At 40.4% G+C, this 23,019-nt stretch carries 22 protein-coding genes and 1 pseudogene; 14 read left to right on the forward strand and 9 right to left on the reverse strand.

From position 1 onward, the window contains the following. The first annotated feature begins 17 nt into the window (after positions 1 to 17). The 8 genes from PG840_RS09725 (at position 18) to pepV (ending at position 6,302) form a co-directional block, all read left to right on the forward strand. A complete protein-coding gene (locus tag PG840_RS09725) occupies positions 18 to 716 on the forward strand; it encodes a YggS family pyridoxal phosphate-dependent enzyme (RefSeq protein ID WP_270613558.1) in 699 nt (232 codons plus the stop codon). 28 nt (positions 717 to 744) lie between these two features. Further along, positions 745 to 1,290 (forward strand): cell division protein SepF, encoded by a 546-nt coding sequence (locus PG840_RS09730; protein WP_008370263.1) that lies wholly within the window; start codon positions 745 to 747, stop codon positions 1,288 to 1,290. Between the two features lie 17 nt (positions 1,291 to 1,307). Beyond that, the gene (locus tag PG840_RS09735) at positions 1,308 to 2,084 is read left to right on the forward strand and encodes a YlmH/Sll1252 family protein (protein WP_008370265.1); all 777 of its coding nucleotides are present in this window, start codon (positions 1,308 to 1,310) and stop codon (positions 2,082 to 2,084) included. Between the two features lie 25 nt (positions 2,085 to 2,109). Then, complete coding sequence (lspA, locus tag PG840_RS09740) at positions 2,110 to 2,637, forward strand: signal peptidase II (protein ID WP_118198275.1); 528 nt, start codon at positions 2,110 to 2,112, stop codon at positions 2,635 to 2,637. Continuing rightward, positions 2,627 to 3,544, forward strand: coding sequence for an RluA family pseudouridine synthase (locus PG840_RS09745; protein ID WP_022221013.1), 918 nt, complete (start codon positions 2,627 to 2,629; stop codon positions 3,542 to 3,544). The genes lspA and PG840_RS09745 overlap by 11 nt, the downstream gene beginning before the upstream one ends. 83 nt (positions 3,545 to 3,627) lie before the next feature. Further along, complete coding sequence (locus PG840_RS09750; protein WP_117558349.1) at positions 3,628 to 4,263, forward strand: cytidylate kinase-like family protein; 636 nt, start codon at positions 3,628 to 3,630, stop codon at positions 4,261 to 4,263. Positions 4,264 to 4,406: 143 nt separating this feature from the next. Continuing rightward, positions 4,407 to 4,856 (forward strand): D-aminoacyl-tRNA deacylase, encoded by a 450-nt coding sequence (gene dtd, locus PG840_RS09755; RefSeq protein WP_055260960.1) that lies wholly within the window; start codon positions 4,407 to 4,409, stop codon positions 4,854 to 4,856. Between the two features lie 78 nt (positions 4,857 to 4,934). Then, entirely contained in the window at positions 4,935 to 6,302 is a 1,368-nt protein-coding gene (gene pepV, locus PG840_RS09760; protein WP_195502631.1) for a dipeptidase PepV, read from the forward strand. Between the two features lie 271 nt (positions 6,303 to 6,573). On the opposite strand, the gene lexA is transcribed toward pepV, so the two are convergent. Then, positions 6,574 to 7,194 (reverse strand): transcriptional repressor LexA, encoded by a 621-nt coding sequence (gene lexA, locus PG840_RS09765; RefSeq protein WP_173826056.1) that lies wholly within the window; start codon positions 7,192 to 7,194, stop codon positions 6,574 to 6,576. Between the two features lie 235 nt (positions 7,195 to 7,429). Here lexA and PG840_RS09770 point away from each other — a divergent pair, with 235 nt between their 5' ends. The 4 genes and pseudogenes from PG840_RS09770 to PG840_RS09785 all read left to right on the forward strand — a co-directional run bounded on the left by PG840_RS09770 (position 7,430) and on the right by PG840_RS09785 (position 11,776). Further along, positions 7,430 to 7,849, forward strand: a complete 420-nt coding sequence (locus tag PG840_RS09770; RefSeq protein ID WP_055157086.1) for a LysM peptidoglycan-binding domain-containing protein — start codon at positions 7,430 to 7,432, stop codon at positions 7,847 to 7,849. Positions 7,850 to 8,127: 278 nt separating this feature from the next. Further along, a complete protein-coding gene (locus PG840_RS09775) occupies positions 8,128 to 9,498 on the forward strand; it encodes a sodium-dependent transporter (protein WP_270613559.1) in 1,371 nt (456 codons plus the stop codon). A gap of 27 nt (positions 9,499 to 9,525) precedes the next feature. Further along, positions 9,526 to 10,524: pseudogene (locus PG840_RS16945) on the forward strand (Gfo/Idh/MocA family protein); the annotation flags it as partial. A gap of 175 nt (positions 10,525 to 10,699) precedes the next feature. Continuing rightward, positions 10,700 to 11,776, forward strand: coding sequence for a tyrosine-type recombinase/integrase (locus tag PG840_RS09785; RefSeq protein ID WP_270613560.1), 1,077 nt, complete (start codon positions 10,700 to 10,702; stop codon positions 11,774 to 11,776). Between the two features lie 21 nt (positions 11,777 to 11,797). Here PG840_RS09785 and PG840_RS09790 read toward each other — a convergent pair whose 3' ends face one another. Beyond that, entirely contained in the window at positions 11,798 to 12,502 is a 705-nt protein-coding gene (locus PG840_RS09790) for a DNA alkylation repair protein (RefSeq protein WP_117558359.1), read from the reverse strand. A gap of 80 nt (positions 12,503 to 12,582) precedes the next feature. Then, on the reverse strand, positions 12,583 to 13,977 hold the full coding sequence (locus tag PG840_RS09795; protein WP_117558361.1) for an MATE family efflux transporter: 1,395 nt from the start codon (positions 13,975 to 13,977) through the stop codon (positions 12,583 to 12,585). Positions 13,978 to 14,129: 152 nt separating this feature from the next. Between PG840_RS09795 and PG840_RS09800 the strand changes: the two genes are divergently transcribed. Beyond that, positions 14,130 to 14,984 (forward strand): LysR family transcriptional regulator, encoded by an 855-nt coding sequence (locus PG840_RS09800; RefSeq protein WP_022221020.1) that lies wholly within the window; start codon positions 14,130 to 14,132, stop codon positions 14,982 to 14,984. Between the two features lie 88 nt (positions 14,985 to 15,072). Here the strand turns inward: PG840_RS09800 and PG840_RS09805 are convergent, their stop codons facing one another. Together PG840_RS09805 and PG840_RS09810 are read right to left on the reverse strand one after the other, a co-directional pair. Then, entirely contained in the window at positions 15,073 to 16,605 is a 1,533-nt protein-coding gene (locus PG840_RS09805; RefSeq protein ID WP_270613561.1) for a hypothetical protein, read from the reverse strand. Between the two features lie 114 nt (positions 16,606 to 16,719). After that, entirely contained in the window at positions 16,720 to 17,613 is an 894-nt protein-coding gene (locus PG840_RS09810) for a NifB/NifX family molybdenum-iron cluster-binding protein (protein ID WP_008370312.1), read from the reverse strand. A gap of 125 nt (positions 17,614 to 17,738) precedes the next feature. On the opposite strand from PG840_RS09810, the gene PG840_RS09815 reads away from it, so the two are divergent. Then, a complete protein-coding gene (locus PG840_RS09815) occupies positions 17,739 to 19,625 on the forward strand; it encodes an ATP-binding protein (RefSeq protein WP_270613563.1) in 1,887 nt (628 codons plus the stop codon). A gap of 62 nt (positions 19,626 to 19,687) precedes the next feature. Here the strand turns inward: PG840_RS09815 and PG840_RS09820 are convergent, their stop codons facing one another. From PG840_RS09820 to PG840_RS09835, 4 genes are all read right to left on the reverse strand, one after another. Further along, on the reverse strand, positions 19,688 to 20,350 hold the full coding sequence (locus tag PG840_RS09820; RefSeq protein WP_270613564.1) for a vWA domain-containing protein: 663 nt from the start codon (positions 20,348 to 20,350) through the stop codon (positions 19,688 to 19,690). Positions 20,351 to 20,520: 170 nt separating this feature from the next. Then, positions 20,521 to 21,531, reverse strand: a complete 1,011-nt coding sequence (locus tag PG840_RS09825) for an O-acetyl-ADP-ribose deacetylase (protein WP_270613565.1) — start codon at positions 21,529 to 21,531, stop codon at positions 20,521 to 20,523. A gap of 2 nt (positions 21,532 to 21,533) precedes the next feature. Next, positions 21,534 to 21,932 carry a (deoxy)nucleoside triphosphate pyrophosphohydrolase gene (locus PG840_RS09830; protein ID WP_270613566.1) on the reverse strand — a complete coding sequence of 133 codons (399 nt, stop codon included), beginning with the start codon at positions 21,930 to 21,932 and terminating at the stop codon, positions 21,534 to 21,536. Positions 21,933 to 22,124: 192 nt separating this feature from the next. After that, the gene (locus PG840_RS09835; protein ID WP_270613567.1) at positions 22,125 to 22,841 is read right to left on the reverse strand and encodes a hypothetical protein; all 717 of its coding nucleotides are present in this window, start codon (positions 22,839 to 22,841) and stop codon (positions 22,125 to 22,127) included. Positions 22,842 to 23,019 lie beyond the last annotated feature (178 nt).

Below are 23,019 nucleotides of genomic sequence, written 5' to 3' on the forward strand. Positions count from 1 at the left end.
GAAATGGAGTGAAAGAAATGATCACAGAAAACTTAAAAGATGTGGAAGCGCGTGTATGCGCTGCATGCGAACGCTCCGGCAGAAAACGGGAGGATGTAACACTGATTGCTGTCAGCAAGACCAAACCGGTAGAAATGCTGGAAGAAGCGTATGCTTACGGTTGCCGTTATTTTGGTGAAAATAAAGTGCAGGAACTGGATGAAAAATATGACATAATGCCGAAGGATATTCACTGGCAGATGATTGGTCATCTGCAGCGCAACAAAGTAAAATATATCATCGATAAGGCAGAGCTGATCCATTCTGTTGATTCTATTCGTCTTGCGGAAACAATTGATAAAGAAGCAGCGAAAAAAGGTATTGTTGTAAATGTGCTTCTCGAAGTAAACATGGCAAAAGAAGATACAAAATTCGGTCTGATGCCAGAGGAAATTATGGATTTTATTCATGAAATTGTCAGATTTCAACACATAAAAGTACAAGGATTGATGACAATTGCTCCGTTTGTAGAAAACCCGGAAGAAAATCGTATACATTTTGCAAACTTACGAAAATTATCTGTTGACATTGCAAAGGAAAAAGTTGATAATGTTAACATGAGTATTCTTTCAATGGGGATGACCAATGATTTTGAAGTTGCTATAGAAGAGGGAGCCACCATGGTTCGGATAGGGACAGCAATTTTTGGCGAGCGAAATTATGCTCATCAGATTTAGATACCACAGATAGGAGTGTATAAGAAAAATGGGAGTATTAGATAAGTTTTTAGACGTTATGAAATTAAACGGCGACGATGATGAGTATGATGATGATTTCTACGATGAAGATGACGATTTTGAAGATGAGTCATATGAAGAAGAGAAGCCAAAAAAGAATATTTTTGGAAAGAAAGATAAACCGGCTGCTTACGAAGAAGAAGAGGAAGATTATCAGCTTAAAAAATCAGGTCGTTCAAATAAAGTCACCCCGATGCGCCAGCCTTCTACACGCAGAAATGCTCCTGCAATGGAAGTTTGTGTAATCAAACCAAACGCAATGGATGATACACGTGAGATTACAGAGACTCTTCTCGCGGGAAGAACTGTTATTTTGAATTTGGAAGGTATGGATCTTGAGATCGCGCAGAGAATTATTGATTTCACATCAGGATCTGCTTTTGCAATTGATGGTAATCTTCAGAAAATTTCAAGTTATATTTTTCTGGTAACACCGGCAAATGTTGATATTTCCGGCGATATGCAGGATCTTCTGAATACTTCGTTCGATGTGCCGATCCAGAACCGTTACTAGAAGAAAGAAGACAGGGTATGGAAAAAGAAGAGACTTTACTTCGTAAACGTCTGATTGAGCTGTCTAACAATGCTTATCAGAGAGGAATCATTATGTATTCCGATTTCCTGAACCTGAATGAACTGAATATATTACATACTACGCCGAAGGATTCTTTCCCTGTTCCATACAGGACCTTTGGCGGGTATGATCCGTCAGAGCGTCAGATGGCAGCATTTCTACCTGATGCTTTTTATATGTATATGGATGAGGAAAGTATCCGCAGTACATATCCGATCCGCATTCTGAAGATCAGTCCGCTACAGCCGAAATTTGCTGAGGAATTATCACACAGAGATTATCTGGGCGCACTTCTGAACCTTGGGATCACACGGGCAAAGACGGGAGATATTCTGATTCACGATAAGGAAGCTTATGTTTTTGTACATCAGGAACTGACGGAGTTTCTTGTAAAAGAACTGACCAGGGTACGTCATACAACCGTTCGTGCCGTAGAAGTAGAAAATGCAGATTTTAAATGGGAGCCAAAGTACGAAGAGATTAAGGGGACTGTTGCGTCAGTACGCCTGGATTCCCTTCTTTCACTGGCTTTTTCTTCGTCCAGAAGTAAACTTACTGCATTGATTGAGGCTGGGCGTGTATATGTAAACGGAAAGCTGATTACCAGTAATGGATATCATGTAAAGGACAATGATATCATTTCCGTAAGACAGATGGGACGTTTTCAGTACGAAGGAGTTCTTTCCGAGACAAAAAAGGGACGTTATTATGTTACAATCCGAAAGTATATCTAATGGCATTAGCAGTAAAGGAGAGCATATGAAGAACAGACCAGGGTTAAAACAATATATTTTTGCAGCACTTGGAATCGTAATCCTGGTGCTTCTGGATCAGTATACAAAGCTTCTGGCAATTGCACATTTGAAGGATCAGTCTGCATTTGTGTTGTGGAATAATGTTTTTGAATTGCATTATCTTGAAAACAGAGGAGCTGCATTTGGGATTTTTCAGAACCAGCGATGGTTCTTTGTCATCATGACCGTTGTGATCCTTGTTATTGTGAGCTGGTTTTATGGCAGAACTCCGGTAGAAAAAAGATATCTGCCACTCAGAATCTGTATGATCGTTCTGACAGCCGGAGCAATCGGGAATTTTATTGACCGTCTGACCAGAGGATATGTGGTTGACTTTTTTTATTTTTCACTGATTGATTTTCCGATTTTCAATGTGGCGGATATTTATGTGACTGTGACGTTTATCGTTCTGGTTCTGCTGATCTTTTTTTATTATAAGGACGAAGATTTTTCTATTTATTCGCGCAGACAGGAGCAGAAACATGCAGATTAAAGAATTTCAGAGTGAAGAAAATGCAGGGGAGAGAATCGACAAATTTCTCACAGAGAAAGTGCCGGAGCTTTCCCGTTCTTATATTCAAAAACTGATAAAAGAAAAAAATGTAAAGGTAAATTCCACAGTAATCAAATCTAACTATAAGGTTGCAAAAGGAGATCAAATTCAGATTACGATACCGGATTTGACGGAACCGGATATCCTGCCGGAAAATATACCATTGGATATTCTCTATGAGGATGATGATATCCTGGTGGTTAATAAGCCGAAAGGTATGGTAGTGCACCCGGCAGCAGGTCATTATACCGGAACTCTGGTCAATGCGATCATGTATCATTGCAAAGACCGGCTTTCAGGAATCAACGGTGTAATGCGTCCGGGAATCGTACACCGGATCGATATGGATACTACCGGTTCTCTTCTGGTATGTAAAAATGATACCGCACACCAGATCCTTGCAGAGCAGTTAAAAGAGCACAGCATTAAGCGGATTTATCATGCGATTGTACACGGTAATATCAAAGAGGATTCCGGTACTGTGAATGCGCCGATCGGACGCCATCCGATTGACCGGAAGAAAATGAGTATCAATGAAAAAAATGGCAGAAATGCAGTGACACACTACCGGGTCCTGGAGCGGTTTGGCGATTATACTTATATTGCCTGTGAGCTTGAAACCGGTCGCACACATCAGATCCGTGTGCATATGGCAAGTATCCATCATCCGTTGCTTGGAGATTGTGTATATGGTCCGGCAAAATGTCCGTGGACACTACAGGGGCAGACACTTCATGCGAAAATTCTTGGAATTATCCATCCGAGAACCGGAAAATATATGGAATTTGATGCCCCACTTCCGGAATATTTTGAAAATTTATTGAAAAAACTACGCAAAATGTCATGAAAATCTATACATTTATTATGAATTGTTATATAATATGTATAGGATAATCATGGAATAATGACCTGCAAAGGAGCGTGACGTTTATGAGTAAAACACATACAATTATAACAATAGGTCGTCAGTTTGGAAGCGGAGGACGCGAAATTGGAAAACGTCTGGCAGATGAACTGGGAATTGAGTTTTATGATAAAGAATTGTTGTCACGGGCAGCAAAGGACAGTAAGATATGCAAAGAGCTTTTTGAGACACATGATGAAAAACCGACGAACAGTTTTCTCTATTCATTGGTAATGGATACATATTCTATGGGATTTGCATCCGGTTCTGTCAATGAAATGCCACTAAATCACAAGATTTTCCTTGCGCAGTTTGATGCGATCAAAAAGATTGCGGAGGAAGGACCGTGTGTACTGGTAGGAAGATGTGCGGATTATGCACTGGAAGAGCGGGATGATGTACTAAGTGTATTCATTCATGCAGATCTGGAAGACAGGATTAAAAATGTAGCAAAGCTGAATGAACTGACAGATAACAAAGCAAAAGATCTGATACATAAGACAGATAAACGCAGGGCAAGCTATTACAATTATTATACCAACAAAAAATGGGGCGATGCCGAAAGTTATGATATTTGTATAAACAGTTCCAAGTTTGGTGTTGACGGATGTGTGAAAGCTATCAAAGATTTTCTTGAATTAAAGGCAAGCTTGGAAGAGTAAGAACAGAGATTATAATGTTATAAGACGGGGGAAATAAAAATCCCCCGTTTTTTAGACCTGTAGCAAAATACTTATGTTCTGATAATTTCGGAACACAGGCATTATAGTGTCAAATAAAGAGAAGAAAGAGGAGACAAGAAAACATGAAATTTGTAATTCAGAGAGTAACACATGCCGAGGTTGCGGTAGAAGGAGAAGTGATCGGAAAGATTGGAAAAGGATTTATGGTGCTGATCGGAGTGGCACAGGATGATACCAGAGTGATTGCAGACAAAATGGTAAAGAAGTTGACAGGACTTCGCATTTTTGAAGATGAGAACGGAAAGACCAATCTTGCCCTGAAGGATGTGGATGGAGAACTTCTTCTGATTTCCCAGTTTACCTTATATGCAAACTGTAAAAAAGGATTCCGCCCAAGTTTTATTGAGGCAGGTGCACCGGATATGGCAAATGAACTGTATGAATATATTATTGAAGAATGTAAGAAAGTGATCCCGGTTGTGGAAAGAGGAAACTTTGGCGCGGATATGAAGGTATCTCTTTTAAATGACGGTCCATTTACGATCGTGCTGGATTCGGAGCAGATTTGTTAAATTATTATTTGGTTTCTAAAGATGTATCGTGTATAATAGAATACAGATGGAATACACAAGAAAGTGGGGAATGTAATAATGAGTTATGAAGCATTAAACAGCAGGATTATGGAGATGAAGGATGAAATTCTTGCTGGAATCCAACAGAACATGAGAATTGAAAGCGTGCGTGGTGAGGCACAGCCAGACGCGCCATATGGTCCGGGACCGAAGGCTGCTCTGGAAGATGCCCTTGAACTTGGCCGCAAGCTTGGCTTCAAGGTTGGGCAGGCAGACAATCGTATAGGCTGGGTAGAATATGGAGAAGGAAAAGAGATGGTAGGCGTTCTTGGTCATGTAGACGTTGTACCGGCTGGCGATACCGGTTGGACTTATCCTGCCTATGGTGCCGAGATCCATGATGGAATTCTTTGGGGAAGAGGATGTCTGGATGATAAGGGACCGATCATTGGATCAATTTACGCATTGAAGGCGATCCGTGACCTGAATCTTCCAATTGACCGTAGAATCCGTGTTATTTTTGGATCTGATGAGGAATGTGGCTCTTCATGTGCAGCGTATTACGTAGAGAACGGATATGAGATGCCGACGATCGGATTTACTCCGGATGCAGATTTTCCGGTTATTTTCTGTGAAAAAGGAACGACCGGCATCAAAGGCGGTTCTAAGGTTTATGACAAAGGTCATATCGAAGTGGAATATTTTGGTGGTGGAATTGCTGACAATGTCGTGATTCCAACTTGTAAACTGATCGTAAAAGGAGACATTAAGGTAGCAGAGACAGAAGGAATCACTGTGACGCATGAAAACGGAAAAACAATCGTTGAAGCGGTGGGAAGAAGTGCACATGGAAGTACCCCGCATCTTGGTGTAAATGCAGCAATTCTTCTTTTGAATGCAGTGAAAGAGAATGAATTTGGTGGAGAATTCCAGCAACTGATGGAATTTCTTCTGAACGAGATCGGAGCGGAGACAAATGGAGAATCACTGGGAGTACATTATGTGGATGAAGAAACTGGTGAGACAACCGTAAACCTTGGTATTGTTTATTATGATGGAGAAGAGACCTATTTTACATTAGATGTCCGTTATCCAAAAAATGCAGATCCGAAAGTTGTTGATGATACACTGATCAATCATATCAACAGTTACACATTCGATGTGCTCCGGAAAAATAACCACAAAATTCTCTATGTACCAAAAGACTCTGAACTGGTGACAAAGCTCGTTCATGTATATGAAGAAGAGACTGGCGAGCACCTGGAACCACTTGCAATCGGTGGTGGAACTTACGCAAAGAAATTCCCGAACATGGTTGCATTCGGACCGGTATTTCCAGGTGAAGCAGACGTGATCCATCAGCCAGATGAACATGTGGAAGTAGAAAAGCTTCTCCGTGCACTGCAGATTACGGCAGCAGCAATGTACGAACTTGCAAAAAAATAGTAGAAAACAGTACTGACTGAATCATCTGAATATGTCATATATAGATACGAGCATCGAAGGGTGAGCTGTTCAATGGAACAAAAGCCGGATAAGATGACAGGTTGAGAATACCTGTACATCTTATCCGGCTTTTTTGATGCATTAAAAAAATATTTATGATAGTAAGAGAAAAAGGGATATGGAGAAGAACATATATAAAAAACAGGTGATTACTTGCAAAAAGCACTTCTATCTGAGATGCTTCTGCAAGTAATCACCTGTTTTTTAAAAATTAACGGAAGAAGCGCATAACAGCAGCAACTTTCCCTAAAATCGTAACATCTTCAAGGATAAATGGTTCCATTGTATCATTCTCCGGTTGAAGACGGATCACACCTTCTTCTCGGTAAAACGTCTTTACCGTTGCACCGTCATCAATCAGAGCAACAACCATGTCACCGTTCTCTGCAGTTGCCTGCTTTTCCACAATGACATAATCTCCATCCAGTATACCGGCATTTATCATACTTTCACCCTGAACTTTCAGCATAAAGAGTTCTTTATTTGATGAAATATATTCAGTAGGAACAGGATAGTAATCTTCAATATTCTCCTGTGCAAGAACCGGTTCTCCTGCAGCTACATGGCCTACGATCGGAATCTGAACCATCTCACGTCTTGTGAGATTAAATGAATCATCCAGAATCTCGATTGCACGTGGTTTGGTTGGGTCGCGTCGTATGTATCCGTTCTTCTCAAGAGTCTCGAGATGAGAGTGTACAGAAGAAGTTGACTTCAGATTCACAGCATCACAGATCTCACGTACAGCCGGTGGAAAACCACGTTGCAGGATCTGGGACTTAATATATTCAAGTATCTCTTCCTGTTTCTTGCTAATATTACCTTTACTCATAAAAGACCTCCTAAATCTGTATCTATATCAATTTGAATTATTATCCGAACTATTAAAATTATCATATCATACAGAAGAAAAAATAGCAAACAAATGTTTAGAAAATACGTTCGATTTGCATATTGACAAACGTATGTTCTTGCTGTATATTGATAACAGAACAGTTGTTCGGGAACATGCTTTCTGGTATATAGGAGAACTGAAAAGATTACAGAAGAAAAGGGAGGAATTTATCATGAGATCAGAGAAAAGAAAAGATATGTATGCAGATCGATATCATGCAGGAGCAAAAGGACAGAAGCACTGTCATTATGCAAAGCACCGTAAGACGAATTCTATCAGACGGTTTGTGACAGGGATTGCGGCTCTGGTGATGGTTATGTCATTGAGTTTTGGATTTGGAAGCTTTTTCTCCAGTGCGCACGATAGCAAAGCTGAAGAACCTTCCGGAGAGAGATATTATAAAAGTGTCCAGCTTGAAAAAGGGGATTCACTCTGGAGCATTGCACAAAGATACAGACGAACAGAAGATTCCATATATGAATATATGGATGAGCTGGCAGAAGCAAATCATTTAAGTTTAAAAGACAGGAATAATCTCCAGGAAGGAGACTATCTGGTTGTTTCGTATTATGGAGATGATTCTGTTTATTAAAGACCATCTGTGCTGTCAGGTAGCAGCGAATAATCTGCCTGACAGCACATTATATACACTCTATTTTTTATAAAAGTCTAAAAGACTAAGACATTCTTAAGGTCTCTAACCAAGATCCCATCGCTCACCCCGTCTTAGTCTTTCCGGACTTTTTAATTTTATACTAAGAAATTTTATATTTTTAAGGCTATACTTGATTTTACTAGTGACTTTAAAGGATTATCATGATAAAATCAAACAGATGTATTTAATTTTAGAATAAAAGAGGAGATTTTGTTATGGATAATCATAAAAAAAGGAGTACATTTTCCGGTAAATTAGGATATGTACTGTCAGCAGCAGGAGCTTCTGTAGGTCTTGGAAATATCTGGAGGTTTCCTTATCTTGCGGCGAAATATGGCGGAGGAATTTTTCTGCTTATCTATATTCTGTTAGCTCTTACTTTCGGTTATACGATGATAATTGCTGAATCAGCAATTGGCCGTATGACAAGAAAAAGCCCGGTAGGTGCGTTCAAATCTTTTGGAAAGTCAAAATGGATTTCTTTTGGTGGATGGATTAATGCGATTATTCCGGTTCTGATTGTACCATATTATTCTGTAATTGGAGGATGGGTTATCAAGTACCTTTTGGAATATATAAAAGGGAACAGCAGTAGTCTGGCTCAAGATGGATATTTTTCAGAGTTTATTTCAAATGGATTTTCTACAGAAATCTGTTTTATCATATTCTGTCTGATTACACTGATTATTATTTATGCAGGTGTTCGGAATGGAATTGAGCGTGTTTCAAAGTTTATGATGCCGATTTTGATCGTGCTTTCGCTGATCATTACCATTTACTCAGTAACACGACCAGGTGCAATGGAAGGCGTGAAGTATTTTCTGGTGCCAAATCTAAAGAATTTCTCATGGATGTCTGTGGTAGCTGCTATGGGACAGATGTTTTATTCCCTATCGATCGCTATGGGAATTTTGATTACATTTGGTTCTTATATGAAAAAAGATATTTCGATTGAAGATTCTACAAGAAATGTAGAAGTATTTGATACAGCGATTGCAATTATGGCAGGACTTATGATCATCCCAGCCGTATTTGCGTTTTCAGGTGGAAATCCGGATATGTTACAGGCAGGGCCGGCACTGATGTTTATTACAATACCAAAGGTGTTTGAGAATATGGGATTGGGAACAGCAATTGGAATTCTGTTCTTTCTGCTTGTTCTTTTTGCTGCGCTGACAAGCTCAATCGCATTGACAGAGAGTGCAGTATCTACATTTGAAGATGAAATCGGCTGGAGTCGTAAAAAGTCTACTGTGCTTGTTGGTGTGATCATGATAGTATTAGGAAGTTTATCTTCACTTGGATATGGACCACTTGCATTTGTGAAAATTATTGGTATGCAGTTCCTGGATTTCTTTGATTTTCTGACTAATTCGGTAATGATGCCGATCGCGGCACTGATGACAAGCCTTTTGGTAGCTAGAGTTGTTGGGGTAAAGAAGATAGAAGAAGAGATTATTCATGGAGAAAATACATTCCGCAGAAAGAAGATTTTTGCTGTTATGATTAAATATCTGTGTCCAATCTTTGTCCTGATTATTTTGATCAGTTCTGTGGCGAATGCATTTGGATGGATTTCCATGTAGAATAATATGTGAAAAAAGGAGTGTAAAGAAATGGAACAGATGAAAGTTGGAATTATCGGTGCTGGGCGAATTGCAGCAAATATGGCGAAAACACTGGACGGTATGGACGATGCGGCTGCATATGCCATTGCTGCAAGAAATCTTGACAGAGCGCAGAAATTTGCCAAAGAATGGGGATTTGAAAAGGCATATGGCTCATACGAAGAACTGGTAAATGATCCGGAAGTAGAGTTGATTTATATCGCGACACCACATCCGTTTCATATAGAACATGCCAAACTTTGTATCAATCATGGGAAACCGGTACTTTGTGAAAAACCATTTACTGTAAATGCTGTTGGAGCAAAAGAAGTATTTGCTCTCGCAAAGGAAAAAGAAGTCTTTATTACGGAGGCAATTTGGACAAGATACCTTCCATCCCGTAAAATAATCGATGATATTATTGCAAGTGGTGAAATCGGAGAAATAAAGGGGATTTCAGCAAATCTCGGATATGATATGCATACAAAAGAACGTCTGATCGATCCGAAGCTTGCCGGTGGAGCGCTATTAGATGTAGGTATTTACCCACTGAATTTTGCAAGCATGGTTTTAGGCGATGATGTTGAAGAAACGCTTTCTTCCTGCGTAAAATTTGACAGTGGAGTGGATGCACAGAATTCCATTATTCTGAAATACAAAAATGGATCGATGGCTTCTATACAAAGTAGTGCACTTACCGGTACAGAACAATATGGTATGATATATGGGACCAAGGGGTATCTGATTGCGGAAAATATTAATGATATTACAGCGGTAAAAGTATATACACCGGATCGGGAATTTGTAAGGGAAATTACAATGCCAGAACAGATCACTGGGTTTGAATATGAAGTACGCGCTTCTATGAAGGCCATCCGTGAAGGAAAACTTGAATGTATGGAAATGCCGCATGAAGAAAGTATTCGCATCATGGAACAGATGGATGGGCTTAGAAAAGACTGGGGGATTGAATATCCATTTGAAAAAGGAAACAGACCGTGCTAGTAATTATAATTAGCTGTCCCTGGCAAAAAGTTGTCTTGGGACAGCAGTATTTTGAATAACCAATCTATACGACAAATACCGATTTTTCCAAAAGATATAGACAAATCTTCCGAAACCATGCTATAATCATACCTATATCGGGGAAATTTATGGAATTTAGGAGGTTCTTAGAATCATGCCATCTGATACAAAAACATACCAGGAAGAAACTTATATTGATAATACTATTCGTCTTCGTGGTGTTTTAAACACCATGCCTGACTTTGCACGTGATTATTTTCGTGCCATTGAACCAACCACATCACCAAAGACACGAATATCGTATGCATATGACATCCGTTTGTTCTTTCAGTTTTTAATTGAAGAAAATCCTGTTTATAAACATCACTCAATTAAGGACTTTCAGGTACAGGATCTGGAAGCTATTCAGCCGGTTGATATTGAGGAATATCTGGAATATCTGAAGGTCTATGATACTACAGATGTTCATACCAAAGAAACCAAACAGGTCACAAACTCTGAACGCGGCTTATTCCGCAAAATGTCTGCATTACGCAGCTTTTATAATTATTTCTTTAAAAGACAGATAATTCAGAAAAATCCGACCTTATTTGTAGATATGCCGAAGTTACATGACAAGGCGATCATACGTTTGGATACCGATGAGGTTGCAAAGCTTTTGGATTATGTGGAATTCTGTGGTTCCAAATTAACCGGTCAGGCACTCTCCTATTATAATAAGACGAAAGAACGTGATATTGCGATCATTACTCTTCTACTTGGAACAGGTATTCGAGTATCGGAGTTAGTTGGACTGGACCTGTCAGATGTGGATTTCAACAATAATGGGGTCATGGTGACACGAAAAGGTGGAAGCCAGATGGTTGTTTATTTTGGTGAAGAGGTGGAAAAAGCACTTCGCAATTATCTGGAGACATACCGTAAAGCGGTAACGCCCCTTGCTGGCTATGAAAATGCTCTGTTTTTATCAACCCAAAGACGCCGGATCGGTGTGCAGGCGGTTGAAAATATGGTTAAAAAGTATGCCAGTCAGATTACAAATAAAAGAATCACGCCACATAAGCTCAGAAGTACCTATGGTACTGCCCTTTATAAGGAAACGGGGGATATTTACCTGGTAGCGGATGTTCTGGGGCACAAAGATGTCAATACAACGAAAAAGCACTACGCTGCAATCGATGAAGACAGACGACGTAGTGCTGCAAATGTGGTAAAATTGCGGGAACCGTAAATTGTCAAAGCTCGGTAAAACTTATTGTTTCTTTACTCTTAATGTCCTTAAATAGATCTTCTGTTCCGGCGTGATCCGGTAGCTTTCAATTGCTTTCTGAATCGTCTTATTATGTGTCCAGGTGTCCAGCCTTTTCTTTTCCAGATAAGGAATGATCTGGTCATACTGCTTTGCAAGAGCGGTAGCAAAATACCAGGCACGCATCATGTTTACATAATATTCGTCCGATTTAACTTCGGCTACCTTTTTGGGATATTCCGGTTTAAACTGTTCATCCAGATAATACCGCATCAGCATTCCAATTCCAAAACGGACGATATACGGGTGATCCGATGCTATCCAGCGGCAGACTTCCTGGATAAATATGTCCAGATGATTTTTTACTGTCCGGAGCGCGATCATATCACAGGTTGCCCAGTTATCTATATACGGGAGAAAACGGTCCAGTGCGGCAATACAGGACGGGTACGCTTTAATCTGTTCAATCAGTAGTCCATGAAGGTTGTTTTCTTCATAATATTTATGTGGAAGCACTTCAAGAAATGCAGAAACATTGTCTGTTTTACCGAATTTTTTTGCGTATGCGCGCAAAGAAGGAGTCCGCACACCGATGACGGTTTCCTTATTGACTGTCGGCATCAGTTTTGCCTGAAAATCCCGATAAGCAAGATCCTGTATTGCAAAGAGATCTGCTTGTACATTTTCTATTACTTCTCTACTGCTCATTTGTCATTTCCTCCTGAAATATTGTAGATTTATAATTCGGTATAACGAAATTTGCTACAGCTTGACAGTGGTTTACGCATTTATAAGATCGTGCCTGTCTCATAGAGCGCATTCTTCCGCTCCATACGCTTTAATTCCGGCAATACGGTAAGTAACATGGTGATGAAGCATAATCCTCCACCAATGACGTTAGAAACCGGCTCAGCGAGAAATACGCCGTCTGTTCCCATATGCAGGGCATACGGCATCAGATATGTCAGAGGCACGACGATAAATACCTTCCGAAGTAGTGAGAAAAAGATTGCATGCTTCTTCTTATTCAGGGATTTAAAGACCGTCTGGCCAATGTATTGCATATCCATGCAGATAAACGCTGCAAAATACTGCTTCAGGGCAGGAACTGCATCTTTCATCAACGTAGCATCCGAACTGAAAATTCCGATCAGGGTTTTTGGCGCGATGATGATAATACTCCACATCACAGCTGTGTATCCGAGAATCATAAGTGCCATCATGGCACCGGCTTTTCTTACACGGCATGGGCGTCTTGCACCATAATTGTAACTCAGGATTGGCGAAGTCCCTTCGTTGATTGCATAAATCGGAGTTTCTACAAGCTGTCTGACACTGGATACGATGGTCATAACAGAAATGTAGATATCTCCGCCTGTGACGGAAAGTACATTGTTGCAGACAATCGTTACCAGACTGTTTGTTAACTGCATGATAAATCCGGCAGTTCCCAGGCTTACAATGTTTTTTGCATAAGCTGTACAGTTGGCAAGTTCCTCTTTTTTGAGGAGCCTCACTTTCAGTTCTGCTTTCTTTGTAAGAAAGAAAAATACAAATGCAGCAGAAAGTGTCTGAGAAATGACCGTTGCAATTGCGGCACCGCGCACGCCAAGTCCGAACACAAAAATAAACAACGGGTCAAGCAGCAGGTTCGTTACTGCCCCTATGGTAACTGAAAGCATGCCGATGGTTGAATATCCCTGTGCATTGATAAACGGGTTCATACCGGTTGCAATCATAGAAGGCAGAGTTCCAATTAGGTAAAGCATCAGGTACGGATATGCATAGATCAGAGCGTCTTTTGAGGCCCCAAACAGTACCAGGATCGGGCGGGCAAATAAAAAGCCAATTACCATGAGTACAATGGCACAGATACAGACCATGGAAAAAGAAATATTCATAATTTTTTTCGCTTCCTGTGGCTCATTTTTGCCGCGCTCAATCGAAAATAATGGTGCACCGCCGCTTCCGAATAGATTGCTGAATGCGGTAATGATGACAATTACCGGGAAACAAAGACCGACTGCACCAAGTGCTGCAGTTCCGATGTGCGGGATACGTGCAATATAAATCCGGTCTACAATGTTATAAAGTAAACTTAAAATCTGGGCAACCAGCATCGGGAGCGATGCTCCAAGGATATTACTGGTTATCGTTCCATTTTCAAAATCGACTCGTTTCATTTGTAAATTCATTCCTTTTTATTTTTCTTGCTTTTTAATTCTAACATGATGTAATATATATGTAAATTATTGTTTTTATATGATAATTCAATAAAAATCATATGGATAATATATTTTCATTTTTAAATAATCAGGAGATGAATTACATTTTTATGGAAATCAGACAGTTGGAATATTTTCGTGCGATCGTAGATGCCGGAACGATCAGCGGTGCAGCAAGAGTTCTTCACATGACCCAGCCACCGCTGAGCTATCAGATGAAGATGCTGGAGGAAGAATTACAGGTATCACTCTTTTTGCGAGGTACAAAGAAAATTACGCTTACAGATGCCGGAAAGACGCTTTATGAGCAGGCCGGTAATCTTCTGATGCTTGCAGATCTGACCAAACAGGAGGTTGTCAAATCCGGTCAGGCAGCTACCCTGCACATAGGGATCACACCATCCACTGTATCGATGATGTCCGAATATCTGCTTTACTTTGCAAAAAAGTATCCTCAAATTCATTTTGATGTACATGAAGGATCTACATTTACACTGAAAGATCAGCTGGAAAATGGAATGATCGATTTGACTACACTCCGCACACCAATTGTGTTAAATGGCTGTGAAACCAAGTCTCTTTCCCGGGAGAAGCTGCTTGTGATGGCAGTTCCTGATCACCCTCTGTTGCAGGGACATACATCCATCAGTCTGCGGGAACTTTCCGAACAACCCTTAATCCTCTCCCACCGCTACCGCAAATATATGCTTGCCGCATTTGAGGGCGCCGGACTGGTCTGTGATATTTATTTTGCCTGTGAGGATGCCCGCACTGCAATGACGATGGCAGAAAAGGGACTGGGAATTGCGATTCTTCCGGAGTCTATGCTGAAGCTCACTAATAAATTAAAAGCATATGATATTACTGGAGCTGATCTTACAACTGAAATTCTTCTTGCATGGAGGAAAGGCAGGATGCCGGCGGAATTACAGGATTTTCTGACATTATTTGAGGAGAAAATATAAAGTAAAAGAGCAGAGATACCTTCGAATAACTCTGCTCTTTACTTTATTTTATCATTTGGTAAGTATTTTTTTAATAGGATAAATAGAATTACCAGCTTGATTTCTGCTCATCTATAACTTCCAAAGTCTCCGGATTTACCAGATAGAAATCAACCAGTTCTGTCTCATATCCACCATCCGGATATACCTTTTCCAGAACCAATTCTTCGAAAGTATTATTATTTTCATCTGTCTTAGAACCGTTATCATACAGACAGTAATTGACATTTACTGTTGTGCCATCCTTCTCTTCTGTTGTCTCAGAGAGGATCGCGTAATTTTCGCCCTTTGCATTTGCCGTGTAAGTGAAATTCATATCCGGAAGGGGATTCTGTTGCTGGATATATTGATACACAGCACGCATTTCGTCCTGAAGCGGTGAAGCCTTCTGGGATTCCTGTGCCGGAGAATTTTCGGTTGAATCAGTGGTACTACTATCTTGTGTTTCAGAATCATTCGGGTCGGAATCTGGTACAGAGGATTCTGTTAAAGTATCTGTATTCGGTAAAAACAAACCCGTTTTTTGCATATAAATCAGGTTATCAGTTCGGTACTGTGTAGCGATGCCGTAATCAGGCTGTACGGAAAGATAAATATAATGCTGATCTTGACCGGTTACGGTTTCCGTTCCTTCTACGCCAAAGCTCACAATTAAAAAGCTGTAACCAATCAGAGAAAGTAAGAAAAGAGTCAGTGCGGCATAAGAAACGGCAATTATTCGTCTGGCTGCTTTCCTATTAAGAAGGCTTTTTTGCTTTTTATACAGACAGATCATGCCCCAGATCAGCAGGCAGGACAAGGTGACGGAAACGCAGATGGCGGATATTTCAGCAAAATAATAGCGGATTGCATATCCTGCGCTTTTATTGATACCATACCATGCACCGTAGAAAAAGGTACTGTATGCCAGAACGATTGTAATCAGACAAGTACGCAGGATATGCTCTTTTCTTGTCGGAGTAAATTTTTTTAATGCAGAAATAAGTCTGTCCATTTCTTCTGCTTCAATCCAGGTGGTAAGTTCTGCTTCAGATGGATATTCACCGTTTGTGTCAGGAATTCCTGTATAACGGGTTAAAAACTGATTTTTTGTATCAGTATCTCCCACTTCTGCTGCCAGTAAGATCTGCATATAATACAACTGTTTTAACTGGACCGGTGTGCATTTTCTAACAGAAATCTGTGTAATTGTCTGTGTAGCATGATCGTATTTCCCAAGCTGGATTTCAAGGCTTGCAATCAGGAGCAGCATGCGGTTATTCGTAGCAAGATCGCGGACAGATTGTATATGATACATATAAAGCGCATACTCATAATGTTCGTCCAGTGGCATTCTACTCGATATCTTTCTGCTCCATCCGGCTTCTACAAACTGGAGCCCGAAAGCAAGTTCGATAACGGCAAGAAGCTGGCAAAGGAAAGCTGTAAGTTCCCAGACATTGGTAGTGAGTTTCTGATAGGTCAGAAAAAAGATTGCAGCGGCAGTCAGGATGATGAACAACCATCTCAGCATGAACACGCGGCGGGCTTTCTTTTTTACGGTTGGATTCCATGGATATGTTTTTAATTCTGAATCTAGCACGGGAAAATCTCCCTTCCGTTGTCTAATTATCGATTTCCAAAAATATAATCTTAGTATTTAAGCGCCTCCTTTATGACGAAATAGAAGGGGCGCTTAAATCACTTTTCATATTTACTATTTTACTTCTACCAGTTCGATCTGGAAGTTCAGTTCTTTTCCAGCCATCTCATGGTTGGCATCAAATGTGATGTTGGTTTCTGTCTTTTCGGTTACGGTTACCGGAAATGGCTGTCCATACTGGTTGGTCAGATATGCACGTGCACCGACTTCCAGATCTTCTGATCCAGGAAGTTGTGCGATTTCCAGCGTGAAAATGGCGCGTGGATCCGGCATGCCGTAAGCTTCTTCCGGCATCAGATGGATGTTGATGGTCTGTCCTACTTCCATTGTTGCAACGGCTTTATCGTAACCATGGATCATCTGTCCGGCTCCGCATACAAATTCCAATGGCTCTCCGCGGTCATAGGAAGAATCAAACTGGGTACCATCATCAAAGGTACCTCTGTAATGGGTACGGCAGGTCTTTCCGACATTCGGACCTTCAAAATCCGGCACATGTGCGCCACCACATCCGCTGCATCCACTGCAGTGTCCGCCACAGGAATGTTCTTCTTCAGCAGAAGCTTCTTCTGTTGCTGTTTCTTCATGCTGTCCACAGCAGGAATGACCTTCTTCGTGGTGATGGTCACAATTTGTACCTGCAGATTCCAGTTCTCCTGCAAGATAGGCATTCACTGCCGCATCTACTTCTCCTGCTGCACCGGATATAACTTTGATACCGGCTTCTTTCAGCGCTTCTTGTGCACCTTCTCCGATACCGCCACAGATCAGAACATTTGCACTCTGCTCAGAAAGGAATCCTGCAAGCGCACTGTGTCCGGCGCCACCAGCATGAACAATCTGCATGGAAGTGATCTTTCCGTCTTCTACCTCATACATTTTAAAAGTTTCTGTCTTTCCGAAGTGCTGGAAAATAGATCCGCCTTCGTATGTTACTGCTATTTTCATTTGTAAAATCCTCCTTGAGATACCTTTACTCAATAGTATAACATATGGATTGCGAAACGCATAGAAAAAGTATACAATAATGAAAGAAATAATGAGACAAAACGAAAGAAAAAAGGGACTGGAAAATGAGTAGTATTTATTTGAGCAACGCAATATTTATGATGATAATACTGACGATCATCTTTTTAAGGATCCGGTATTATATTACATGGAGCCCGAGTAAAAAATATACGATGATCTTTATTGGCATGGTAGAGCTTTATGTGTTAATGGATGCATTGTTTATGAAAGAACTCTTAGGTAAGTCAGGAGACCTTTTGCAGTTTAAGCTGGTTGTGTTTTTCTTTTATCTGGTTTATGTAATCATGCCATATGTGTGGCATTTGTTTATGCAGAGTTATATGGGGATTAACCGTTCAAAGAAGCAAAGATTTGCGGAAATGATTCCGTTCATTCTCCTGATTCTGATGGTGCTTCTCTCAGTTCCGACGGGAATTGTCTGGAGATTTTCACGGAACCGGACCTATATACGCGGTACATTTTTCGGAGTGTTTGCCGTACTCAATCTGTTTTATTACGTTTATACATTTGCACAGACATTCTTCATTTTATTCATGAACAATACAAAGGGTGTCAGATATCTCATAAAATCGGCACTGTTTTCAGCAGTCCCACTGATCGGAATTCTGGTAAATACCTATATCATTCCACTTTATGGGGTGTATCCGTTCCAACCGTACTGCCTGGTAATCGGAGCACTGCTCTCCTACCTGTTCATGGTGGAGCACCAGCAAAATCAGATGGAGTTTGAACACCGGAAAAGACTGTCCAATGCATTGGAACTGGAAAAAGAATCGACACGGAAAGCGAAAGTAGCCGGTGAGGTAAAGAATGCTTTCCTTGCAAATATGTCCCATGATATCCGTACCCCGATGAATGCGATCATTGGATTTTCTGATATCATTGCAGAACATCCGGATGATGAAGAAATTGTAAAAAATGCAATTTCCAAAATTCAGGCATCTGGTGAGATTCTTCTGAAGATCATCAATGATGTGTTGGATCTGTCTAAAATCGAAAGTGGAAAGGCAGAAATTGTGGAGATGGTAACTGACCTGAAGCAAATGGAAGAAAATCTGAAAATGATGCTCGAATACAGCATCCAAAAGGGAATGATTGATTTCAAAGTTGAGGATCAAATAGAGAATCCACTGGTATGGTGTGATGCGACAAAACTGCAGCAGGTACTGGTAAATGTACTGAATAATGCAGTTAAATTTACCCCAGCGGGAGGAACGATCACATTTAGCTGCGTCCAGAGAATGATCGCACCTGGATTTGCCGAATACAAATTCACGATAAAGGATACCGGAATCGGTATGACTGAAGAATTTCAGAAACATGCGTTTGAGGCATTTGAAAGAGAGCGAACTTCTACCGAGAGCAAGACTGAAGGAACAGGGCTTGGACTTGCGATTGTGAAGAAACTGGTAGATCTGATGCATGGTGATGTGATAATCCAAAGTAATTCCGGTCAGGGAACCAAAATACAGATTTCACTTCCCCTTCGGATTGCAACGGAAAATCAGCTTCATCAATCAGATAAAGCAAAGGAATACAAAATAGGTCTTGACGGAATGCATGTACTTTTGGTGGAAGATAATGAATTAAATGCAGAAATTGCCATGGAAGTTTTGAAAAATAAAGGGATTCTTGTGAACTGGGTTCCGGATGGGTGCGCCTGTGTGGAAGAAATTCAAGATAAGGAAGCAGGCACATATCAGTTTATCCTGATGGATGTACAGATGCCACGGATGAATGGATACGAAGCGACACAGAAAATCCGTCAGCTTGCAGATGTGAAGAAGGCACAGATTCCAATCATTGCCATGACTGCAAATGCATTTGAGGAAGACCGGAAACATGCGCTGGATGCCGGGATGGATGGGTTTATTATGAAACCGTTCCGGGTGGATGAGATGATGAAGGTGATCGGGGAAGTGATGGAATAAATGAATGGAAAGAGCAGGGAAAGAACTTTGGAAAGTTCATCCCCTGCTCTTTGTGTGTTTCATCAATCTACGCGGCTATGTTGCCCGCGTTTTTTGTAATCTTTATCAATCCGCTTTTTCCAACTAGAATCAAGCGCTGCATTGCACCGAACAGCAGATATGGCATCATTTAATACTTCATAATTCAATGCAGTTCCTTCGCAGTCACATTGATAATTGGCAGCTTTATCTGCGTCAATTCCAAAATGACTGGCTGTTTCAATCGCATCAATATTTGCGCCGAGGAACAGAAACTCCCATCCGTATTTTTCCTGCTGACGCTGAATTATCTGCTTTACTTTATCACTGCTGTACATATGGCTTGCATTTTCCATACCATCTGTCATGATGATAAAAACGGTATGCTCTGGTACATCTTCCGTGCGCGCATATTTGTGGACATTTCCAATGTGATGGATAGCACCGCCGATCGCATCCAGGAGAGCCGTACAGCCGTACACAGAATAATCGTCTTCTGTCATAGAGGGAATCTTCTGCACCTCTACTCTGTCATAAAGGACTTTACTGTTATTGTTAAAAAGCACGGTAGAAATCAGCGCCTGCCCTGCCTCTCTTTTCTGCTTTTCAATCATAGAATTGAAGCCGCCTATGGTGTCCTTTTCCAGTCCGCTCATGGATCCGCTGCGATCTAAAATAAATACAACTTCTGTCAGATTTTTTCTCATACTAAATTTCCTCCTAAGTAATGTCTTATTTTGTTTGTAACTATAGGATACTGCCATTTTCAGGGGAAATGGTCGCATGAAAAGCGACACTTTTTTATGGATCAGAAAATTTCTACAGAATCATATCAGGTGAACAACGCTATGTGCCAAATTGCCAAACTATTTTCTTCTTAGCCTCCAATCAGATTTTGATCAAAGGCAAAGAGGGCTTCATTGATTTCGTAAATATTATAATTTTGCTTTAAGATAAAATATTCAACGATTACGTCAAATTTGCTGGAATGAGACAGGGCAAATCCTGCTTTCATAAGCATATCCTGAATTTCCGGAAGCGGAAGCTCAAGTGCCAGCGCAAATGCAAGAACGGTCGGTTTGGATGGTTTGTAGTACTTGTCATTTTTAATCTTGGAAAATAATTTCCGGTCAATATTGGCTTTCTTATAACACTGAGAATCGGTCATTCCACTTTCATCAATCTTCCGAAGCAGCATTTCAGAAAAGCTTTCATCCATTTGCTGCAAGGCATCTTCCAAAGTTGCAGCCTTACTTAACGGTACATTTGATGGCTCTGGTAAAGATATGCTTTCACAGAGATCCATTTCCCGGAACTGCTTCTGGCGCCTCATTGCTTCGGATGTTTTGTTAATGTGTGTTTCTACATAATGATCATCGATATAAGATGCAATATCAGAAAACAGTTTGCTGCTGATCCGATAAGCTGCTTTATCAAAAATGACGATGTATACCGTCATATCATTTTCCATAAGAAATGCGCTGATCGCGTCGATTGCAACCTTCAGCGCCTGAGCTTTCGGATAGCCGTAAATTCCGGAAGAAATCAATGGAAATGCTATGGTTTCACAATGTTTTTCTTTCGCAAGCGCCAGGGATTTTTCATAGCAGGAAGTAAGCAGCTCCCGCTCATGAAACTGTCCGCCTCTCCATATAGGACCTACTGCGTGAATGACATAATTGCAAGGCAGATCATAGGCGTTTGTAATCTTTGCATCTCCGGTCTGACAGCCGCCCAAAGTGCGACATTCCGCTAAAAGCTTTGGCCCTGCTGCACGGTGAATGCAGCCATCCACTCCACCGCCGCCGAGCAGGGAAGAATTCGCGGCATTGACGATGGCGTCTACGGGCATTTTGGTGATATCATTTCTGACGATTTGTAATGGCATAATTAAGCATGTTCCTCTAAATATTTTTCAATCTTTCCAATCAGCGCCTGATCTGCCGGAAGCCAGTCTACGCTGTAAAGAGCCTCTTTGGTGAGCCATTTGGCAGCTTCATGCTCTTTTAGGATCAGATCGCCGGATTTTACATTACATATAAAACAATCCATTGATAGGTGGAATTTTGGATAGTCATATTCTACGGTGTCAAGTAACTGAATGACTTCGATTTTTGTATCTAATTCCTCTTTAATTTCTCTTATGATGGCATGTTCTGGCGTTTCATCTGGTTCGATCTTTCCACCGGGGAATTCCCAGCCGTCTTTAAATTCTCCATAACCTCGCTGGGTTGCAAATATTTTATTGTCAGCAAGAATGATTGCTGCAACGACTCTGATTGTTTTCATGGTAGTTATCTCCTGTTTTGGGTAAAAATTCATATAATTTTAAATGGTTCAATTATTGACAATTTTTCTTTTCATGTTATAATAACCGTAGGTTTATAGTGCTTTTGTGTTGGTGTCTGTTTACAGTCGTCGCATAGCCTGTATCCGCGCTGCCCGAGTCTCCGTGATGGTGTCTGCTTGCAGATGCTTGAATCACGGGGTCTTTTTTTGTCTATAAAGAAGAAAATCATATATTCTAATCATTCGTTTAAGACTACTTCTATCAGAGGTATTAGATGAACTAAGAATATTGGCATTTTCTTTAAATATTGTTTCTAATATTTGTTGATATTGTTCTACATCGATTTTATCTTCCGGCAGAAATCCCAGTAGCCTTATCGCTTTGAAGACGTTTGTTTTTTCTTGTGTCCATATTTCCATTGCAGTGCGACCTGCGATAGCAGTCCGATTTCGCTTGATGGAATCTTCTGAAACGATATCATTGTATGAATGCGGTGCTTTGCTTTCGACCAAGCTACTTTTATAGTCTGAATTTGCAATATAATACCATACTGGAAGTTTCCATGAGTTTTGTTTTGCTAATTCTGGATAAACATATTCTAACAATTTATCGCATGAATACGTAGAATCATGTAAAATAATATTGCGATACCACTGTTCTGAATTTACTGCTCTTGCTAATCCATATACACCTGTTGAGGCTAATCCGATACTTAATGCTAGCATATTTTCATCAATACGACCATCATCGAGTGCTGCAACTTGCATAGTTGGTCCAGGCTGTTGAGTTAATGCAAAAGAATATAATTCATCTTTAAAGCGTCTAAGTAACTTAACTGGAAGTGCAGCTTTTTTTGCGGATAAAGCATCATATAAAATTCCAAAGTCAGAGAGAATGATTTTAGTCATTTCAATTAATTTTCCGTTTATTACTAATGAATGAGAAGAAACTTCACAGTCAGTAGTATCTTTTTGATAGTCAACGAATATAAATCTTTTCTGTAGGGAATTTACTTTTTCTGGTGGTAAACACTCTACTACATCTCCGAGAATTTCTTGTATATCGGAATCTGAAATTGAATATCCG

The sequence above is a fragment of the Coprococcus sp. AM97-35 genome, assembly GCF_027697525.1.
GTDB lineage: Bacteria > Bacillota > Clostridia > Lachnospirales > Lachnospiraceae > Allocoprococcus > Allocoprococcus comes.

Excerpts from the sequence above, each read along its gene's own strand:
- dtd (WP_055260960.1), top strand. The coding sequence starts at position 4,407 with ATGAAATTTGTAATTCAGAGAGTAACACATGCCGAGGTTGCGGTAGAA.
- PG840_RS09820 (WP_270613564.1), bottom strand. The coding sequence starts at position 20,350 with ATGAGAAAAAATCTGACAGAAGTTGTATTTATTTTAGATCGCAGCGGA.
- lexA (WP_173826056.1), bottom strand. The coding sequence starts at position 7,194 with ATGAGTAAAGGTAATATTAGCAAGAAACAGGAAGAGATACTTGAATAT.
- pepV (WP_195502631.1), top strand. The coding sequence starts at position 4,935 with ATGAGTTATGAAGCATTAAACAGCAGGATTATGGAGATGAAGGATGAA.
- PG840_RS09785 (WP_270613560.1), top strand. The coding sequence starts at position 10,700 with ATGCCATCTGATACAAAAACATACCAGGAAGAAACTTATATTGATAAT.
- PG840_RS09825 (WP_270613565.1), bottom strand. The coding sequence starts at position 21,531 with ATGCCATTACAAATCGTCAGAAATGATATCACCAAAATGCCCGTAGAC.
- PG840_RS09770 (WP_055157086.1), top strand. The coding sequence starts at position 7,430 with ATGAGATCAGAGAAAAGAAAAGATATGTATGCAGATCGATATCATGCA.
- PG840_RS09790 (WP_117558359.1), bottom strand. The coding sequence starts at position 12,502 with ATGAGCAGTAGAGAAGTAATAGAAAATGTACAAGCAGATCTCTTTGCA.
- PG840_RS09795 (WP_117558361.1), bottom strand. The coding sequence starts at position 13,977 with ATGAAACGAGTCGATTTTGAAAATGGAACGATAACCAGTAATATCCTT.
- PG840_RS09835 (WP_270613567.1), bottom strand. The coding sequence starts at position 22,841 with ATGACTAAAATCATTCTCTCTGACTTTGGAATTTTATATGATGCTTTA.
- PG840_RS09830 (WP_270613566.1), bottom strand. The coding sequence starts at position 21,932 with ATGAAAACAATCAGAGTCGTTGCAGCAATCATTCTTGCTGACAATAAA.
- PG840_RS09725 (WP_270613558.1), top strand. The coding sequence starts at position 18 with ATGATCACAGAAAACTTAAAAGATGTGGAAGCGCGTGTATGCGCTGCA.
- PG840_RS09800 (WP_022221020.1), top strand. The coding sequence starts at position 14,130 with ATGGAAATCAGACAGTTGGAATATTTTCGTGCGATCGTAGATGCCGGA.
- PG840_RS09810 (WP_008370312.1), bottom strand. The coding sequence starts at position 17,613 with ATGAAAATAGCAGTAACATACGAAGGCGGATCTATTTTCCAGCACTTC.
- PG840_RS09730 (WP_008370263.1), top strand. The coding sequence starts at position 745 with ATGGGAGTATTAGATAAGTTTTTAGACGTTATGAAATTAAACGGCGAC.
- PG840_RS09750 (WP_117558349.1), top strand. The coding sequence starts at position 3,628 with ATGAGTAAAACACATACAATTATAACAATAGGTCGTCAGTTTGGAAGC.
- PG840_RS09775 (WP_270613559.1), top strand. The coding sequence starts at position 8,128 with ATGGATAATCATAAAAAAAGGAGTACATTTTCCGGTAAATTAGGATAT.
- PG840_RS09815 (WP_270613563.1), top strand. The coding sequence starts at position 17,739 with ATGAGTAGTATTTATTTGAGCAACGCAATATTTATGATGATAATACTG.
- PG840_RS09745 (WP_022221013.1), top strand. The coding sequence starts at position 2,627 with ATGCAGATTAAAGAATTTCAGAGTGAAGAAAATGCAGGGGAGAGAATC.
- PG840_RS09735 (WP_008370265.1), top strand. The coding sequence starts at position 1,308 with ATGGAAAAAGAAGAGACTTTACTTCGTAAACGTCTGATTGAGCTGTCT.
- lspA (WP_118198275.1), top strand. The coding sequence starts at position 2,110 with ATGAAGAACAGACCAGGGTTAAAACAATATATTTTTGCAGCACTTGGA.